Origin of the sequence: Nocardia sp. NPDC051756 (genome assembly GCF_040681495.1) — a bacterium.
Classification (GTDB): domain Bacteria; phylum Actinomycetota; class Actinomycetes; order Mycobacteriales; family Mycobacteriaceae; genus Nocardia.
This window is the reverse complement of record NZ_JBFAYV010000009.1, coordinates 146,716-164,551: the sequence shown is the minus strand read 5'-3', so window position 1 is coordinate 164,551 and position 17,836 is coordinate 146,716. Positions and strand designations below refer to the sequence as shown.

At 66.1% G+C, this 17,836-nt stretch carries 18 protein-coding genes and 1 tRNA gene; 8 read left to right on the top strand and 11 right to left on the bottom strand.

Going from position 1 to position 17,836, the window contains the following annotated elements; all coding sequences use genetic code 11:
- The first annotated feature begins 49 nt into the window (after positions 1-49).
- Positions 50-925 (top strand): alpha/beta hydrolase, encoded by an 876-nt coding sequence (locus AB0M22_RS35560; RefSeq protein WP_364736355.1) that lies wholly within the window; start codon positions 50-52, stop codon positions 923-925.
- A 39-nt stretch (positions 926-964) separates the two neighbouring features.
- On the opposite strand, the gene AB0M22_RS35555 is transcribed toward AB0M22_RS35560, so the two are convergent.
- From AB0M22_RS35555 to AB0M22_RS35540, 4 genes are all read right to left on the bottom strand, one after another.
- Complete coding sequence (locus AB0M22_RS35555) at positions 965-1,717, bottom strand: phosphohydrolase (RefSeq protein WP_364736353.1); 753 nt, start codon at positions 1,715-1,717, stop codon at positions 965-967.
- Positions 1,718-1,732: 15 nt separating this feature from the next.
- Positions 1,733-2,350: a TetR/AcrR family transcriptional regulator gene (locus AB0M22_RS35550; protein ID WP_364736350.1), complete on the bottom strand. Its 618-nt coding sequence runs from the start codon at positions 2,348-2,350 to the stop codon at positions 1,733-1,735.
- Between the two features lie 143 nt (positions 2,351-2,493).
- Entirely contained in the window at positions 2,494-3,063 is a 570-nt protein-coding gene (locus tag AB0M22_RS35545) for a helix-turn-helix domain-containing protein (protein WP_364736348.1), read from the bottom strand.
- 60 nt (positions 3,064-3,123) lie between these two features.
- Positions 3,124-4,017 (bottom strand): SDR family oxidoreductase, encoded by an 894-nt coding sequence (locus tag AB0M22_RS35540; protein ID WP_364736346.1) that lies wholly within the window; start codon positions 4,015-4,017, stop codon positions 3,124-3,126.
- 232 nt (positions 4,018-4,249) lie between these two features.
- Between AB0M22_RS35540 and AB0M22_RS35535 the strand changes: the two genes are divergently transcribed.
- Both AB0M22_RS35535 and AB0M22_RS35530 read left to right on the top strand, forming a co-directional pair.
- The gene (locus tag AB0M22_RS35535) at positions 4,250-4,615 is read left to right on the top strand and encodes a darcynin family protein (RefSeq protein ID WP_364736344.1); all 366 of its coding nucleotides are present in this window, start codon (positions 4,250-4,252) and stop codon (positions 4,613-4,615) included.
- Positions 4,616-4,684: 69 nt separating this feature from the next.
- Entirely contained in the window at positions 4,685-5,317 is a 633-nt protein-coding gene (locus AB0M22_RS35530; protein ID WP_364736342.1) for a hypothetical protein, read from the top strand.
- Positions 5,318-5,886: 569 nt separating this feature from the next.
- On the opposite strand, the gene AB0M22_RS35525 is transcribed toward AB0M22_RS35530, so the two are convergent.
- Positions 5,887-6,708, bottom strand: coding sequence for a hypothetical protein (locus AB0M22_RS35525; protein WP_364736341.1), 822 nt, complete (start codon positions 6,706-6,708; stop codon positions 5,887-5,889).
- A gap of 111 nt (positions 6,709-6,819) precedes the next feature.
- On the opposite strand from AB0M22_RS35525, the gene AB0M22_RS35520 reads away from it, so the two are divergent.
- Positions 6,820-7,095, top strand: coding sequence for a hypothetical protein (locus AB0M22_RS35520; RefSeq protein WP_364736339.1), 276 nt, complete (start codon positions 6,820-6,822; stop codon positions 7,093-7,095).
- Positions 7,096-7,229: 134 nt separating this feature from the next.
- On the opposite strand, the gene AB0M22_RS35515 is transcribed toward AB0M22_RS35520, so the two are convergent.
- The 6 genes from AB0M22_RS35515 to AB0M22_RS35490 all read right to left on the bottom strand — a co-directional run bounded on the left by AB0M22_RS35515 (position 7,230) and on the right by AB0M22_RS35490 (position 13,468).
- Positions 7,230-7,302 (bottom strand) — tRNA-Arg (locus tag AB0M22_RS35515).
- A 72-nt stretch (positions 7,303-7,374) separates the two neighbouring features.
- Positions 7,375-8,298, bottom strand: a complete 924-nt coding sequence (locus AB0M22_RS35510; protein ID WP_364736337.1) for a methyltransferase domain-containing protein — start codon at positions 8,296-8,298, stop codon at positions 7,375-7,377.
- An 88-nt stretch (positions 8,299-8,386) separates the two neighbouring features.
- The gene (locus tag AB0M22_RS35505; protein WP_364736335.1) at positions 8,387-9,667 is read right to left on the bottom strand and encodes a S41 family peptidase; all 1,281 of its coding nucleotides are present in this window, start codon (positions 9,665-9,667) and stop codon (positions 8,387-8,389) included.
- A 165-nt stretch (positions 9,668-9,832) separates the two neighbouring features.
- Positions 9,833-10,687: a DUF1542 domain-containing protein gene (locus tag AB0M22_RS35500; protein ID WP_364736333.1), complete on the bottom strand. Its 855-nt coding sequence runs from the start codon at positions 10,685-10,687 to the stop codon at positions 9,833-9,835.
- A gap of 77 nt (positions 10,688-10,764) precedes the next feature.
- Positions 10,765-12,246, bottom strand: coding sequence for an NAD(P)/FAD-dependent oxidoreductase (locus tag AB0M22_RS35495; RefSeq protein WP_364736331.1), 1,482 nt, complete (start codon positions 12,244-12,246; stop codon positions 10,765-10,767).
- Between the two features lie 79 nt (positions 12,247-12,325).
- Positions 12,326-13,468, bottom strand: a complete 1,143-nt coding sequence (locus AB0M22_RS35490) for an acyl-CoA dehydrogenase family protein (protein ID WP_364736329.1) — start codon at positions 13,466-13,468, stop codon at positions 12,326-12,328.
- 181 nt (positions 13,469-13,649) lie between these two features.
- Between AB0M22_RS35490 and AB0M22_RS35485 the strand changes: the two genes are divergently transcribed.
- The 4 genes from AB0M22_RS35485 (at position 13,650) to AB0M22_RS35470 (ending at position 17,823) form a co-directional block, all read left to right on the top strand.
- Positions 13,650-14,612: a PHB depolymerase family esterase gene (locus AB0M22_RS35485; RefSeq protein WP_364736327.1), complete on the top strand. Its 963-nt coding sequence runs from the start codon at positions 13,650-13,652 to the stop codon at positions 14,610-14,612.
- 360 nt (positions 14,613-14,972) lie between these two features.
- Entirely contained in the window at positions 14,973-15,362 is a 390-nt protein-coding gene (locus AB0M22_RS35480; RefSeq protein WP_364736325.1) for a metalloregulator ArsR/SmtB family transcription factor, read from the top strand.
- Positions 15,359-16,381 (top strand): cation diffusion facilitator family transporter, encoded by a 1,023-nt coding sequence (locus tag AB0M22_RS35475; protein WP_364736323.1) that lies wholly within the window; start codon positions 15,359-15,361, stop codon positions 16,379-16,381. Before AB0M22_RS35480 ends, AB0M22_RS35475 begins: the two co-directional genes overlap by 4 nt.
- A 146-nt stretch (positions 16,382-16,527) precedes the next feature.
- Positions 16,528-17,823 carry a serine hydrolase domain-containing protein gene (locus AB0M22_RS35470; RefSeq protein WP_364736321.1) on the top strand — a complete coding sequence of 432 codons (1,296 nt, stop codon included), beginning with the start codon at positions 16,528-16,530 and terminating at the stop codon, positions 17,821-17,823.
- Positions 17,824-17,836: the final 13 nt, after the last annotated feature.

Genomic DNA, 17,836 nt, shown 5'->3' with positions numbered 1-17,836 from the left:
GGTCGAAAAGACTGTCTGGCATCACCAGCGAACACCGGAAGGACACCTCATGACACCGAAGATTACCGGATTCGACTACCAGCGGATCGCCGTCGCCGACCAGGTCGAACTCAATGTCGCGGTGGGCGGCGCGGGCAGTCCCGTCGTGCTGCTGCACGGCTTCCCGCAGACCCACCTGATGTGGCGGCACGTCGCCGCCGACCTGGCCGCCGACCACACCGTCATCTGCCCTGACCTGCGCGGTTATGGCGACAGCGACAAGCCCGTCGAGGCCGGCGGCACCTATTCGAAGCGCACTATGGCCGCCGACATCGTCGCGGTCGCTCAGGCCCTCGGTCACGAGCGATTCGCGCTGGCCGGCCACGACCGCGGCGCGCTCGTCGCCATCCGCGCCGGCCTCGACCACCCCGGCGTCGTCACCCACCTGGCCTCCCTCGACGTCCTACCCACCCTCGACATGTGGGACGTCATGCACGGCGTCACCGCCGCCGTCGGCTTCCACCTCTACCTGATGGCCCAACCCCCCGGCCTGCCCGAGCAAATGATCGCCGCCACCGCCGACGCTTTCTTCGGCCACTTCCTCGACATCTGGACCCGCGACCCCGCCGCCATCCCATCCGAGATCCGCACCGCCTACCTGCAAGCCGGCGCCGCCGCCATCCCCAGCATCGTCGCCGACTACCGCGCCTCCGCAGGCATCGACCTCGACCACGACCGCACCGACCGCGCCGCAGGCAACCAGCTGCGCATGCCAGTCGCTGTCCTCCAACAGGATTGGGGTGCCGCCCTCGGCTTCGACGCCGAATCTATCTGGCGCACTTGGGCTCCCGACTTGAAGCACACCACCGTCAGCTGCGGTCACTTCATGGCCGAGGAGTCCCCGGCCACGGTCACCGAGGCCCTGCGCGAGCTGTTGAAGCGCTGACGCGTCCGACTGCTGCCAGAAGTCAGCGAAGGTAACCCACTACTCCGCGAAAGGCGCGTTGGTCACCCCCATCTCGAATCCGAGCTGACGCATCACCGCCGTTCGACCGTCTGGAACATTCTCGGACTCTATGCGGACTGCTTCGATTACGCGGCGCTTGAAATCGAGGCGAGGGTGTTGTGCGACAACACCATCCACCCACGTGCGATTCATTTCCTCGATACGGGTCCCACCCAGGTCGGTCTCGCATCCGGCAGAGACGATACCGGCCAGATCCGACAGGTCCTTTTCTACGCCGAAGGTGATATGGCCGGATATGCCGTTGCGTACGAGAACGACCTTGTCCCTGGCTACGCCGAGACCGGTGAGGAAGCTTTCGGCATCTTCGGCGCCGCGAACCGCGAAGCATCTTCCCGGTACCGAATGTTCGAACTCGATATCATGCAGAATCGCGGTGGTGAAGTGCAGTTCTTCGTCGATGGGCACCCGGTCGATCTTCGCGAGGGCTTTGCCGAAGTAGTAGACCCGGTAGGAGTGCTCTAGCACCCACGGGCTCAACTTCTTTCGCGCCTCCCACTCGGCCTCCTTGGCGAGTGCGGTGTCGGGAATTCGCATCTCGACCTCATCGAGCGCGGCCGGACCTTGTGCCCCCAGAAACGACAGTGCATGACTACTGAACGCACCGGGCATCAGCGTTGCCGCGGCAATGAGTAGTTTGCCCAACTGTCGTCGATCGAGCTTGCCGCCGGTGCCACTTGCCCAATTCCAGTCGAAATCGTCTTGTGCGCCCATCGGTCGAACCTCAATTCATCGTCGGTCAGCGTGCTGACATCCGGTATCGAAGACCGTCATCGCCAAGTCCGCGGTTGCGATCAAGTCGGGGTAGGTGGCGCCGTCGCGAGCCTGGATGGCCATGCCGAAGACGACGGTGCCGAGGTAGGCCGCGAGCGTCGCAATGTTCGTGGTGTCGGGGATTTCCTGTTCGCGCACAGCCAGCTGTAGGCGAAGTCGGAACCCGGCCTGCAATGAACCGCGGAGCTCGGTGAGAAATTCGCGCAGTGGGTCATCGTGGGCAGGCCCATCGGTCGCGGAGAGCACGACCAGGCAGCCCAGTGGCGTGCCGGGCTCAGTGAATGCTTCGGCGTAGGTGTGCAGAGTTTTCGCGATGGCGGCCCGCGTGGTCGATTCACCGCGCAAGGCACGCTCGACCGGGATGCGGAGGTTGTCGGAGTACAGGGTGACGGCCTCGCGGAACAATGCCTCTTTGTTCCCGAACGCGGCATACATGCTGGGGCGGTTGACGCCGAGCGCGGTGGTGAGATCGGTCAGTGTCGTGCCTCGATAGCCGCGTTCCCAGAACAACTCCATCGCGCGCTCGAGCGCGATCTTGCGATCGAAGTTGCGCGGACGGCCGCGGACAACCATGCTGGACCTCCCTTTCTGTACCTAGCGGTAAATATATCCCTCGATGTTTTGGGTGGCAAGGGGGAATACCGATAGGTACATAAATGCAGATCGGGGTTGACCTGGGACGATTGTCCTGGCGAGGGTGCGAAGAGCCCTGCGTTCTATCCCCAGGCGGCGGCGAGGCGCTGGGCGTGGCCGCGGAGGGCGCGCAGCGGTGGGGGTGCGTTTCCGGTGATGACGATGAGGACGACTGGGCCGCACAGTTCGGCGACGGCGAGTTGGTCGTCCGGGATGCCGGGGAAGTGCGGGCGGATGTGGTCGAGCACCGCGCGGGCGGGTTCGGCGAGCAGGTCGGCGTCGGCGACGAGCTTGCTCACCTCGGTGTCGTGCTGGGCTTCGCCGAGCAAGGCCCGGTAGGCCGCGCCGGCCGCCGAGGTGGTGAGGAATTGGGTGAGGGCGACCAGGAAGTCGGTGATCATCCGGACCGGGTCCGCGTGCACGGGGACGGTCAGTTCGCTGCGCGCGTCGTCGGCGCAGGACTCGATCAGGATGTGCGCCTTGGTCGGCCACCATCGATAGACGGTCTGCCGGCCGACACCGGCGTGTTCGGCGATGCCCTTCATGGTCATCGCCGAATAGCCGATCTCGACCAGCAGATCGTCGACCGCGTGCAGGACGGCGAGCCGAGCGGTCTCGCTGCGCGGACGCCCCGGGGTGGCAGGTTTCCTCACGCCGTCAGCATATGGGGTCATCGTGCACCGTTTATCCGACGCGGCCGAGCCCCGGCGCGGTCACTGCCGGTACGCACCGTTCTCGATGTCCTCGATCAGGGTCGGCCCGGTGGGCACCCACGGCACGGTCGCGCGGGTGAGCTCGCTCGACGCCGTCATGGACAGCCCGAAGAAGTGCCCGACGATGCCGAAATGCGCGTCCGCGTCCTGCGGATCGATCGAGGTCACCGGGAGTTCGAGGGACCGGCCGAGCGCCTCCGCGATCGCCCGCGTGGTGATGGCTTCCTCGGCGGCCGCGTGCAAACGCGTTCCGGCCGGGGCACTTTCGATTCCGAGCCGGATCAGCCGGGCGGCGTCGGTGCGGTGCGTCGCGGACCAGGTCGTGGAACCGTCGCCGATGTAGCCCGAGACACCCTGCTTGCGCGCGGCGGCGGCGAGGAACGTCACGAACCCCCAGTCGCCTTCCCCGTGCACGGACGGGGCGAACCGGATGATCATGGACCGCACGCCGCGATCGACGAAGTCGAGGGCGAGGTTCTCGCTGCCGCCCCGGTCGGAGTCCGGGCCGACGGCCGGCGACGGATCCGTCTCCACCACGGAACGGCCTTCGACCAGACCGGAAAGCGCATTCGCGACCATCAGCGGCCGGTCCGTGCCGACCAGTGCCTCGGCCATCGCCTCGACCGCGGCCCGTTCGGCGCGATCCGATTCCGCGGGGTTGCCCCAATCGTGCTTGTTCGCCAGGTGCACCACGGCGTCCGTCTCGGACGCGCCACGGCGCAGCGAGTCGAGGTCATCGAGGTCGCCGCGCAGGACGATCGCCCCCTTCTTCTCCAGCAGTTCGGCGGCAGCATCCGATCGGGCCAATCCGACGACCGCGTGCCCTGCGTCCAGCAGTTCATCGACGGTTGCTGAGCCGATCCAACCGCTGGCTCCGGTGACGAATACACGCATCAGCGTGACCTCTTCCTCTGTGTGATGACCCGATCCAGTTTCGAGTCACCGTGTACTGGAAAGGTAACAGAACAAAGTCACCTTGTCTCGAAATATTTTTCCGGCAGAAGTGCTGGACAGGCTGCTGTGCAGCAGATTGCCCGAGATGAACCCTTGACTACCTACGCCTGTATCGAGACACTATGGTCTGTAACTGTCGCAACCGCGGCCTGACTGAGGAGCACGAAACATCATGAGCGACAAGACCTTCGAAGCCGGCCTGACCGCTTTCATCCTGGTCCGAACCACCCCCGAGTGGCTCGGCCTCACCATCCCCCGACGTTTCGAGGTGTTCACCAAGGAGATCCTCGACCCGGTCCGCGAGAAGGTCGCCAACGTCCGATCCCGCTTCTTCGACACCGAGTTCTACTCGGCCCGCGTCACCGACGTCTGGGTCTGGGAAGCCATCGACCACCAAGCCTTCCAACTGGTAATCGAAGCCCTCCGCGAAACTCCCTTCTGGGACCGCTATTTCGAGGTAGTAGACATCCTCGTAGGCGTAGAAAACGCCTACGCCACCAACTACGGCCGAGAAGCCGTAGCCACAATCAACGCCTGATCCCTACCCAGGTCGGGTGGCGGATCCCCCATCGCCGCCACCACGGACCCTCCCCGGCAACTGCCGATAATGTTGCAGGACAACGTCAGTGGCCAGCTCTGTGCCGCGGGCGTTCGTCAGAAGGAGGGGATGGCCATGACCGATACCGAGACATTCGTGTCGGACAGTATTCAATTCGGCAATATTCGCACTACTCGTTCCGAGAACTGCGTCTCCGCTCGATTCGAGTCCGGCGACTCTGCTGTGGTTCGTATTGCGCGGACCGGGCCGCGCACTCGGGACGACGTACCAATCGGGACTCGCGACTCGAAGTTCCTCACCGCGCACGTGAACGAGCGTGAGATCAAGGTGATCCCCGGCATGGGCAGGGCGTTTCGCCGTTCGTACCGTATCGCGGTGGATCTCGGCGACAGATTTCTCAGCGTTCGCCCACGCGACCTGGAGACATTCGTGCTGGTCGGTGGAAAGTCGCATGAGATGGAGAAGCGCCTTGCCGAACTCAAACTACTGTCCGACGGATCCGTCGACTTTCTCCTCGCCTCACCGATAAAGGTCGTGATCCTGAACAAGACGGTCGTCCCGCCGGAAATGAACACCGAAGACGCCCTCATCGGCGCCGCACTCGCCACCGCATTCGGAACAAGCTCGATGTCGTTCACATCCATCGTCACGGGTTTCATCGGCGCAGCGATTCCCGGCTGACCCGGCCCGAGTGACGTCACGTTGGCCGGCGGTAGCCGTTCCGGCCCCATGGTTTGTGTGTCCTCGGCAGGATTCGAACCTATTGAGTAGGCGATATTGAAAGGGTGTCAGACCAGCTGAAATGCCTTCTCTACCTGGTATTCTCGGGTTAATTGACATGGCCGAAGTGGACGGAAGTGGCCGCAGATAGACCTCCGTCAGGCAGGGATTAGGCACAGATATGGCACGAACTAAGTCCGCGAAACGGTCCTTCGGCGCACCCCGTCAGACTTCCTCCGGGCGCTGGCAAGCTCGCTACACCGGGCCGGACGGCAAGACCCACAACGGACCGCGAACCCGGAAGCGGGATTTCCCCGCCAACAGGTAGAGATCGACGGCGTGATTGCGCGCTACCGGGCGGCCCACCCTGACGCGACGAAACGGCCCCAGTGCTCCGCGCCCACCGACTGTCAACCGCTGGCCCCGGGTCCGGCTCCCGCCGACCGCAAGGAGGAGAAGGAGGTTGGCTGGCAGTAGTTCGAACGGATACGCAGGAACGCCCCGTCACAGTGTCCCGACGGGGCGTTCCGTCAGTTGTCGTAGGGGTCGTGACTACTCCATTCGGCTCCGTTCCACAGCAGCACTCGGCGCGAAAAGGCCGGTGCGAGCCACAAATGGGTGACCTCCTGCGGCAGCGGTGGAGCGTCGGGCGGGAGTGACTCGCTAGCCATCAATCCGTCGATGACGGAGAACGGAAGCGCACTCAGATGCATGGGTATGAATAGGTGCCGTTCGTCAGCCTCAGCGCGTCTCAGCTTTTCGAGATGACGGGGCATGTGGTGTTGCGCGAACGCTGTTTCGAGGGCTGGTCGCAGGCCCGCCAGTGAACGGTCGACAATTCCGGCCCGAGCGGGCGGTCCCAGCATGGCCGAACGCGTGTGGCCGCCGTCAACCGCTGGCACTGAGCTGATACCTGTCATTTCTGACGCCGATTCCTGTACGAGCCAACGTATATCGGGGTCTGCAATCTGGACGTCCCACGGTAGGTTCTGTGGTCGCTGCACACCAGCTGCTTCGCAAGCCAGGGCAATTCGTTGGTATGCGGCCCGAAGGCGTGGGATATCCGAGGGCGCGCCGATTCGTATGCTCCACAGCCACTTTCCAGGAAGCGGCCAACTGTGGTTATCCCTTCGCAGCAACGAATCGGTTTGGATCGCGCCCTCAGCCGCAAGCACCGTAACTTCGAACGCGGCCCGTCTTCCGTCAGCGAGCGTGAGCATGGCGTCGACAACGCCGCTGCGACCGGCGATGTCCCAGGGTTCAGCGACCGCGCCTAACACCCGCTCGGCAATCAGGCATGCGGCCTTTTCTTGTTCACTGAGGCCCTTGAGTTGGTCCACGAAATCCACCACACCACACTCCCACCTTCATGGCCGAGCCCTCTCATCAACTCATCTGCGGATTCAACGCGCGTAAGATCCAAGATCTAGATCGACACGACCACATCTTGAGGGAGTGTTGCGATGACCGAACCCAGGTTCAGCTACATCGAGCAGACGCCACCACGGCGGTTTCGGCTCCGGTACCAGGGCGGCCAAACGATCGAGACGAGGCTAGTGCGCGTGCGCGTCCCCTTCACCGAGGAGACTGTCCGAGAGCCGCAGCACTACGTCGAGCAATTCATCGTTCTGCTGCCAGACGGCCGCACCGAGGCCGCTGTCGTGCGAGGCACGGATTCCTGGACCCTGCATGAAGAGCCGGTTGAGCTGCTAGATGCTGCGCAGTGGTTCCCTAGCTGACGCAATCGACACTCGTGCTCAGGCACCCTCTGGCGCATGGCCCTAAATAGATGACACGAGCACATGATTCGGCAGGCATCTGGCACGCGATCGTAATTCAGCTACGAAAACGGCGCTCACCTGCAGCGTTTGTGTGCCCTCGGCAGGATTCGAACCTGCGACACCCGCTTTAGGAGAGCGGTGCTCTATCCCCTGAGCTACGAGGGCTGGCCCGGTGGTGGGACCGGGACGTTCGGGAGTCTACCGGGTCGGGGGGCTGAGGCCGAAACGGATTCATGGTCAGGGTTTCTTGGTGCCTACGGCGATGATGTAGTCGGCCCATGGGCCCCAGAGGGTGAGGCCGGGGCGGCTGAAGGCGGCGCGGAGGGCGGGGTTGACCCGGCGCATGTCGTGGTCGCGAAGGCGTTTGCTGAGGTAGGTGGCGAGCGGGAGGTAGACCTCGCGGCGGATGGAATAGGTGATGACGTCGCTGAAGCCGGCGTCGATCAGGGCCCGCCGGTAGTGGTGGATGTCGAAGAAGTCGCGCTCGTGCAGGGTGCCGGGCAGGCGGCGGACGCCGGGGCGGTCGGACAGCCGGATGATGGCCTTGGAGGCGCGGTTGGTGCGCGGCACGATGTCGGCGGTGACGAGCTTGCCGCCGGGCTGCAACACGCGGTGGGCCTCGGCGAAAAACTTTGTGTACGAAGGGAAATGGAAGGCGGACTCGAGGGCGGTCACCTTGGTGCACGATTCGTTGTCGCGCGGCAGGTCGATCGCGGAGCCGTACACGTAGCTGATCCGGTGGTCGAGACCGAGCTCGGCGGCGCGCCTGCTGGCCATCTCGATCTGTTCGACCGCGATGTTCACGCCGACGATCTGCTTCGGCTTGAACTCCTCGGCCCACAGGAAGTCCTGGTCGCCGTAGCCGAAGCCGACGTCGAGCTGGATGTCGTCGGGTCCGAGGTTCGCCTCGCGGGCGACCAGCCGGGCCAGGTCCTTGCTCGCCTCGTCGAGGGTGGCCGGATTGTCGCGCCAGTAACCGAGATTGATGAACAGCGAGTCCTCGCCGAACAGGTTCTGCGGTCCGACTACGTCGTAGACCCGGCCGACCCGCTCGCCCGACGGCAGGAACGGCACCTTCGACCACTCGTAGCATTCCCTGGCCCACCGGCGCGATCGGGTCCGGAAATCCTCGACCGGAATACCGGCTGTGGTCAGCGTCATGAGCCCTCCCAGCATGTGCTCCCGACCGGTTGCCGCCAGCCAATCCGGATTCGAGATGCTGACAGTCTCAGACAGTTTGCCGTCGGCGTCAAGCGCCGCTGGTCAGCCACCGCGTCGCGCGATCGAAAGCGGAGTCGCGCTGCTGGGCGAACTCCTCGTCGGTGAGGACGGGCTCGGTCAGCTCGGGCGGGATGCCGGTGCCGTCGAAGGTTTGGCCGTCCGAGGTCAGGAACTCCTCGTTGGGTACGCCGAACCACCAATCCGCGTGCCGCGGGCCGGGCAGCTTGCGTTCCATCACATCGGAGAACACGCCCTGTGTAGATTGGCCGATTCTTGTTGTGCGCGAGGGGCGTTCCAGCATCGCCTGGGTGAAGGTCTCGCCGGCGCTGACCGTGGATCCGCCGGTGAGAATCGCGAGGGGTCCGGCGAAACCGGCGCGGGCCGGCTCGACGCGTTGTGGCTGAGGTTCGGTGCTGCGGGTCTGCTTGGCGTAGGCGAAATACGGTCGGTCGGTCAGACGGGCTGCCAGTTGCAGACCTAGGCTGTCTGAGCCACCGCCGTTGATGCGCAGATCCAGGACCAGTCCACGCAGCCGACCCAGCCGGTCCGCGGTGAAGATCGCGTCGAGGGCGCGATCGAGTTCGGCGCTGTCGGCGGCGAAGGTCCGTTCCGCGGTGTAGCCGCTGAACGAGGAAACCCGCAGGTAGCCGTAGTCCTGCCCGGGGATATCCGCGTAGCCGATGCGTCCGTTGGCGAATTCGGTGAGCGAGTGCCGGAGGTCGCGACGTTGGACGAGCTCTTTGACCTGCTGATCGAGTTGCGGGCTCGGAGGGGTCGTACCCGGCCGGCCCGCGCCGAAGAATCCGCGCTCACCCGCCGACACCACCACGTGTGCGTCGTCGAGTGGCGCGACCATGTCCCGCAGCGTCGCGAAGAGTTCGGCATCGTCACCGCGCCGCTCGGCCAAGTCGGCACGATCGCGGAAGCGGTCCCGGACCTGTTGCCAGTCAATACCTTTCGCGGCGAAGAACGGATAATTCTCCTGAAAGGTCTGCCAGAAGACATCGAAAGTAGTGGGCTCGGTTGCGTTATCGCATCTTTCCGGCAGGCCAGGGATACGCCGCAGCCTGCGGTCACCCGGCGACCCGTCGATGTGCAGCGCGGCCCGATCCGCATGGTCACCGGGCCGCAGCGTGAGCACGTCCTTGCCTTCGGTGACGTAGCTGCCCGGATTCCCGGAACGAGTGGCCGTTTCGTCTTTCATGCAGCTCAGGGCCGTTACCTGATAGGTCTCCAGCGTGTCGGCGTGTACGGAGAGCACGCTCCCGTAATCGTCCACCTGCCAGAACCCGGTCGGAAATTCAGGCACTCCCGCAGCACTCCCACACGCCGTGCCGACTGCTGCCAGTACCACCGCGACAACCGCGGTTCGCTTGCGCTGCATGATCATTCGTCAACCGTCCAGCACGGCCGGGTACGACGACAACCGTGCAGGCAGGCGGCTCGAGGGTGGTGCTAGCCGTAGCGGGCAGGCTCAGAAACTCCCGCCGTCGAACCCGCCACCACCATCGAAACCACCGCTGTCGAACCCACCACCATCCCAGCCGCCGCCATCGAATCCGCCTGCGTCGCCGCCGGAGTCGTACCCGGAAGTGTCACCCCCGCTGTCCCCACCGGAGTCGTACCCACCGTCGTTCCCCGCGGCCGCGAACCCGTCCTGATACCCGTCCCCATACCCGCTCTCGAACCCCTGCGCGTCATACCCGACCCCGGACATCCCGGAGAACAGCGACGAGAACAGCAGCGCCGACCCGAGCCCCCAGGCCCCGCCGATCAGCGCGGGCTTCCACCACGGCTCGGAGTACCACCCCGCGGGCACCGGGCGTCCCGCGACTCGACCGCCCGGGTAGTAGTTCGGCGTCGCCGATGAGGGGTCCGGCGAGGCCGCGATCTCCCGCCCGTCGTGCTCGACGACCCGCTTCTCGGTGACCTTGCCCGCGGAGTCCTGCCCGTCCAGAGCCGGGACCTCGGGCCCGGGATCCATGCCCATCGCACTACGCGCGGCACGAATGTAATAGAGCCCTTCGAGTGCGGTCTGTTTCGCCAGCCGCGCCTGCGCGGGCGTGCGTGCCTGATCGAGTTGCGACCCGGCGGCGAGCTGCCGCTCGGACGCGTCGACCAACGCCTGCTTGGCCGCCTCGTTCGAGCCGGTGAGGTTGTAGATCTGGCCGCCGAGCCGCTCGTTGACCTGGCGGGCGTCGGCCAGCGCGTCGGCGAGCTCGGTGGCCGTGCGCTGCTTGCTCTGTCGCGATTGCACCACGATGAGAGCGCCCACCGCCACGATCACCACGACGATCAGTAGCCACAACACCGCGCGTACCTCTTCCATAGCCGGGTATCGAACAATGCCCAGTTTACTGGGCACTTGCTGAGACTCGGCTGAAAACAGACGGCGCGGTCTGCGAGCTAGCGCACGTCGGCGGGCGCGAGTTCGGCCTGTGCCTCGTCGTAGTCGGCCAGCTCGAAAGTCTTTGTCTTCCAGCGGTAGAGCACGGTGGCGCCCGGCCAGTTGTTGGTGATGCGGCCCGCCGCGTTGCGATACCAGCTGGAACAGAAGTTCCACGGCGTATCTTTCAGCCGCCGCTGGAGCCAGTCGTCCCAGTGCTCTTCGGCGCTCGCCCTGGCGGCGAGCGAGCGGCCCGGCCGGTCGGTGAGGTACTGCGCGACCTGCCGGATGTAGCGGGCCTGCGATTCCAGCATGTAGATAATCGAGCCGGAGCCCACATTGGTGTTCGGGCCGTACATCATGAACAGGTTCGGAAAGTTCGGCACGGACAGCCCGAGGAAGGCGCGCGCCCCCTCCTCGCCCCAGACGTCGGCCAGCTTGCGCCCGCCTACGCCGTAGATGTTCATCGGCGCGAGGAATTCGGTGCCCTTGAAGCCGGTGCCGTAGACGATCACATCGACCTCGTGCTCGACGCCGTCGGCGGTGCGGATGCCGGTCGGCGTGATCGCCTCGATCGCGGTGGTCTCGACCGTGACGTTCGGCTGGGCCAGCGCCGGGAAGTACTCGTTGGAGAACAGCCCGCGCTTGCAGCCCGCCGCGTAGTCGGGGGTCAGCTTCGCGCGCAGTTCGGCGTCGGGCACCTGCTTGTCCCGGTGCCGGTCGGCCAGCGCGATCACCGGGGTCTTCATCGCCGGGATGTCGGTCAGCGCCAGCGCGAGCACCTCGAACAGCGACCAGATGGCGAACCGCTCGGCGAGCCGGGTCGGTGGCAGGTACTTGAACACCGCCTTGTGCGTGCTGCTGTATTCGGTGTCGAACTTCGGCAGCACCCACGCCGCCGACCGCTGGAACAGCGTGAGGTGGGCGGCCGCGGGCTGAATCCGCGGAATGTATTGGATCGCACTGGCTCCGGTGCCGATGCAGGCGATGCGCTTGCCGGTCAGGTCGACGCTGTGATCCCACTCGGCGGAGTGGAAGGCCGGACCCGCGAAGGTGTCGAGGCCGGGGATGTTCGGCATGGCCGGCCGCGACAGCTGGCCGACGGCGGGCACCAGAATATCGGCGGTGAGCTGCGTGCCGTCCGCGGTGGTGACGGTCCAGCGCCCGGTCCGCTCGTCGAACTCGGCGTCGCTCACCTCGGTGCCGAACTGGATGAACCGGGTCAAATCGTGCTTCGCGGCGACCCCGCGCATGTACGCGTGGATGTCGCGCTGCTCCGAAAACCGCCGGGGCCAATCGGATTTGGGCTCGTAGGACCATGAGTACAGCGGCGAGGGCACATCGCACGCGGCGCCGGGATAGGTGTTCTCTCGCCACACGCCGCCCAGATCCGCGGCCCGTTCCAGGATGGTGAACGAGTCCAGCCCGGCCCGCCGCAGCTCGAGCGCCACCCCGAGTCCGGCGAACCCCGCTCCGATAATGATGATGGACGGCGTTGTCATGATCCGAGCCTAAGCGCCGAACCCGCAGGTCCGAAGAGATCCGCGGTCAGGGAATCGGCATTTTCGGCCAGATCGGCGGTCAGCTCCCGGCGAGCTGGCGGGCGATGACCAGGCGCTGGATCTGGTTGGTCCCCTCGAAGATCTGCATGACCTTGGCCTCGCGCATGTAGCGCTCGACCGGGAAGTCCTGGGTGTAGCCGTACCCGCCGAGCACCTGGACGGCGTCGGTGGTGACCTTCATGGCGGCATCGGTGGCGATGAGCTTCGCGACGCTGGCCTGCCGCGAGTAGGGGAGTCCGGCGTCGCGGCGGCGGGCCGCGTCGAGGTAGGTGGCGCGGGCCGAATCGACGGCCGCGGCCATGTCGGCGAGCACGAAGCCGAGACCCTGGTGGTCGATGATGTGGCGGCCGAACGCTTCTCGCTCCTTGGCGTAGGCGACCGCGTCGTCGAGCGCGCGCTGCGCCAAACCGGTTGCCACGGCGGCGATGCCGAGCCGGCCGGAGTCGAGGGCGCTGAAGGCGATCGAAAGCCCTTGTCCCGCTTCGCCGATCAGCCGTTCGGTGGGCAGGAACGCGTCGTCGTAGGCGGCGGTGGTGGTCGGCACGGCGCGCAGGCCCATCTTCTCCTCGGGCTTGCCGAAGCTCAGGCCCTCGGTGTCGCGCGGCACCAGGAAGCACGAAATGCCCCGGGAGCCCTCGCCGGTCCGCGCGAACAGGGTGTAGAAATCGGCGCGGCCGCCGTTGGTGATCCACGCCTTCGCGCCGGTGATCCGGTATCCGCCTTCGACTTTCGCCGCCCGGCAGCGCAGCGCGGCCGCGTCCGAACCCGCGTGCGGTTCGGAAAGGCTGTAGGCGCCAATGGTTTCGCCGCCGAGCATGTCAGCGAGCCAGCGCTGTTGCTGGTCGCCGGTGCCGAAGGTGAACAGCGGATGGCAGGACAGGCTGTGCACGCTGACCGCGACCGCGACCGCCGCCCAGCGCGCCGCCAGCTCCTCGAGTACCTGGAGGTACACCTCGTAGGGCTGTGCGCCGCCGCCGAACTCCTCGGGATACGGCAGGCTCAGCAGGCCGGCCGCGCCGAGGGCGGGGAAGACGCCGTCGGGGAACGTCCCGGTCTTCTCGCACTCGACCACCCGCGGCTCGAGCACCTTGTCGGCGATATCGCGGGTCAGCTCGAGCAGGTCCCGAGCCTCGGACGTCGGCAGCATTCGATCCACTGGCATACCCCTACGCTAGCGAGCGGACCGCCGTTGCGGGCGTCAGGTCGTACTACTCGTAGGGTGCGGCATCGGACGTGCGGCCCGGTGGCTGTGATCGATCGCTCAGTATGTGCGGAACCCATTGCGCCCGTTAGGCATCCGGCGGGCGGTACATTCGACAACGACCTTGCCGGAAGGAATCTCGATGGTGCGTACCAGGCCGCGCGGCCGAATGACGGCTGTCGTGCTCGCCTTCCTGGCGCTGAGCATGCCTTTCCTGCCGGCCGGTCCGGCCTCGGCGCAGGCGCCGGTAGTCGAGCGCAGCTTCGCCAACGCGGCGGGTGCGCGGGACTACTACCTGCATGTTCCGCCTGGAGATCCAGCCGGCAAGCCGCTCATGATCTACCTGCACGGCTGCACCGATCCGCAGAGCCAGCTCGCCGACACCGGATTCTCCTTGACCGAGATCGCCGATGAGCTCGGGTTCGTGCTCGCCTATCCGATCCAGACCGCGGCGGCCAACGAGCGGTACTGCTGGAACTGGTTCGATCCGGCGAATCAGTCACGCGGGCAAGGGGAGTCGTCGATCATCGCCGACCTCACCACGTCCTTGATCGGCGAGTTCGGGCTGGATCGGTCGCGCGTATATGTCGGCGGGTACTCCGCGGGTGGCGCGATGTCCACGGTCCTGGCCGCGGGCTACCCGGACCTCTACGCGGCCATCGCGCCCATGGCCGGCGGGCCGTATCGGCTGGATCCGCAGACGTTCAGCGCGGACCTGTCCGGCGGATCGATCGTCACGGCGATGGGCGAACGAGCCAGGCCGGTACCCGGATTCTTCTTGCAGGACTTGGCCGACCAGACCAGCCTGTATCCAATCGGCCGCGCCAACCTGACCCAGTGGCTCGGCGCTTACCGTCTCGCAGGCGAGCCCTCGGTACCGGCTGTGCCGACCGCGGTCACGGCAACCACGGACCCGGTGCCGACCACGGTCGAACGATACGACGCAGGAAACTGCGTCCTCGCCGAATTCCGGACGCCGATCGGCCCCGACCACATCGGCGGCGGGTTGCTGATGCAGTCCGGCCGCGGCATCGGGCTGCAACGCGACTTGATGAATTTCCTGCTGGCACACCGGCTCGGCGCCCCGCGGCAGGCGTGTGGCTGAGTAATCTGAATCGAGAAAAGCGGACAAAGCCTACTGGTCGGCCTGCTATAGGCGTGCAGATGTAATTGCATATCGACATCGTGAGCGTCGCTGTGGCACGGGCGAATTCGCGCTGGTCACGGCGGTAACTGCCGGTTGTCCAGCGGGGACCGACCAGCGGGTTTTGTCTCATTCGGATGTTGTTCCGGCAGGTTGGCTGGCGCACTCGGGCCATAGCGACTAAGACAGTGAACGGTTCGATGGGGACGGACCGGCATGTCGGCGGCCACGCAGGGGGTGTCGCCGCCATTCCGGTCCGGTGGGGATGAACTCGGGGAATTGGCCGTGCCGGGGACCATTCGGCTGGTCTATTATCTGCGTATGAATGCAGATAGCCAGGAAGGTCGCCCGCAGCTGGCGGAGGATCAGGTCGGTCTGGTTGTCGAGGTTTTCCGGATGTTGGCCGATGCGACCCGAGTTCAAGTCCTCTGGGCACTGGTCGATCGCGAACTGTCGGTGAACGACCTGGCCGGCCACGTCGGCAAGCCCGCGCCCTCGGTGTCCCAGCATCTGGCCAAGCTGCGGATGGCGCGACTGGTCAGCACCCGCCGCTCCGGCACCACGATCTACTACAGCCTGGAGAACGAACACGTCCGGCAGCTGGTCGTGGATGCCGTCCACAACGCCGAGCACGCCGGTCCCGGCATTCCGCCGCACCACCGCAGCGAGACTGTACGAGAGCTGCCCGGACGAACTGGAACAGTGCGATGACACACCACGAAAGTCAGGAAAAGCCAGGCAGTTTCGAGCATCAGCAGGCACACGGCGAACACGCCCATACGCATCCGGCCGGGTTGCGCGGGGCGCTTCGGGAGATCTTCGCACCGCACAGCCACGACGCGGCCGACAGTGTCGACGACGCGTTGGCGGCCAGTGCCGTAGGCATTCGCGCGGTGAAGATCAGCCTGGTGGTGCTCGGCGTGACCGCGGTGTTGCAGGTCTTGGTCGTGGTCGCCTCCGGCTCAGTTGCCTTGGCCGCAGACACAATTCACAACTTCTCCGACGCGTTGACCGCCGTGCCGCTGTGGATCGCGTTCGCGCTGGGGCGGCGCGCGGCCACCCGCCGGTATACCTACGGCTTCGGTCGCGCCGAGGATCTCGCGGGGCTGTTCGTCGTCGCGATGATCGCGCTGTCGGCGTTGATCGCGGGGTACGAGGCGGTCCGCCGATTGCTGGCGCCGGTGCCGATCGAACATCTCGGCTGGGTCGCCGTCGCCGGGGTGATCGGCTTCCTCGGCAACGAGACCGTCGCGCTGTACCGGATCCGAGTCGGCCGGCGAATCGGCTCGGCCGCGCTGATCGCCGACGGCCTGCACGCCCGTACCGACGGATTCACCTCGCTGGCGGTGCTGCTCGGCGCGGCCGGTGTCGCACTCGGCTTCCCGCTCGCCGACCCGATCATCGGATTGCTGATCACCGTTGCCATCCTCGCGGTCCTGCGCACCGCGGCCAGGGACGTGCTGCGCCGCCTGATGGACGCGGTCGAGCCCGACTTCGTCACCGCCGCCGAGCAGGCCCTCGCCGCGGAGCCGGGCGTGCAGGGGGTGCGCAGCCTGCGCATGCGCTGGATCGGCCATCGGCTGCACGCGGACGTCGAATTGGACGTCGCCCCGACCATCACCCTCGCCGACGCCCACCGCGTCGCCCACGAGGCCGAGCACACCCTCACCCACGTGGTGCCCAAGCTGAATACCGCCGTCGTGCACGCCTACCCGGCGCACGCCGGCTGAATCGGCGCACCTGACCTGCCGAAAGTGAGGGCGCATGCCGTCGCATTGGTCTTCGGAGAACATTCCTGTTCAGCACTGCCCGGCCGCCTTTACTGTTCGGTAGCATTCGCCCTGTGATGTGGCTCATGGTCGGTGCGTGCTGAACCATGCTGACGCGCGTCCGTAACCTCTCGAAGCTGCCTGACCTGCTCCATCGGAGTCGGATCCCGGAAGATATCGAGTCCGTCGCGTCCATCGGCGCCGAGGCCGAACCGACCGAGCTGGGGTTGCCGGCCGATTACGCCGAGCGGATCTGGCGGCGGATGCGGCTGGTGTACCGCAGCGGCGTGCATCCGGCCGTGCAGGTCTGTGTGCGCAGGCATGGCGTGGTCGTCTTCGATCGGGCGCTCGGTCACGCGCACGGCAACGGCCCGGACGACGACGCCGATGCGCCGAAGGTGCTCGCCACCCCGCGCACTCCGTTCGTCACCTACTCGGCCTCGAAGGGCGTCACGGCCTTCGTCGTACATCTGCTCGTCGACCGCGGCCTGGTCGAGCTGACCGCGCCGATCAGCCGGTACATCCCCGAATACGGTTGCCACGGTAAGGAATCCATCACCGTCGGCCAGGTGCTCGCGCACCGGTCCGGGGTGGCGAACCTGCCGCGGGAGGCGTTGACCGCCGAGGCCGTCGCGGATCGTGCACTGCTGGTGCGGAATCTGTGCGCGGTCCGCCCGTCTGTGCCACCCGGCCGATTCCAGTCCTACCACGCTCTTTCCGGCGGATTCATCCTCGGCGAGGTGGTCCACCGGGTCACCGGCAAGGACATCCGCACCGTCCTGGCCGAGGAGATCCTGCGCCCACTGTCCTTCCGCTGGACGAATTACGGTGTGGCGCCCCAGGATTTCCCCGCCCTCGCCCGCAACTACCGCACCGGCATCGCCCCGATGCCACCGCTGTCGCTCGCGATGGAACGACTACTCGGGGTGTCCTTCGCCGAGGCCGTCGAAACCGGCAACGACCCCGCCTATCTCGGCATCATCGCGCCGGCCGCGAACGTGGTCAGCACCGCGAACGAACTGTCCCGCTTCTACGAGATCTTCCGCCGCGGCGGCGAACTCGACGGCGTCCGGGTGATGCGGCCGGAAACCATTGCGGCCGCGCTGGTTCCGCAGTCCCGGATCGAACCCGACCTGTCGCTCGGCATGAACTTCGGCTTCGGCTACGGCCCGATGCTCGGCGGCCGGGTGGTGAGCCTGTACGGCCCCGACACCCGTAAGGCCTTCGGCCACCTCGGCTTCACCAACAACGCGGCCTGGGCCGACCCCGAGCGCGCGCTGTCGTGCGCCGTGCTCACCAGCGGGAAACCGGTTCTGTATCCCGAGCTGATCCGCTGGGTCGGCCTGCTCTACGGGCTCACGGCGGAAACCCCGAAGGTGACCGAAACAGACTTGGCTTTCTGAGTGGAAGTCACTG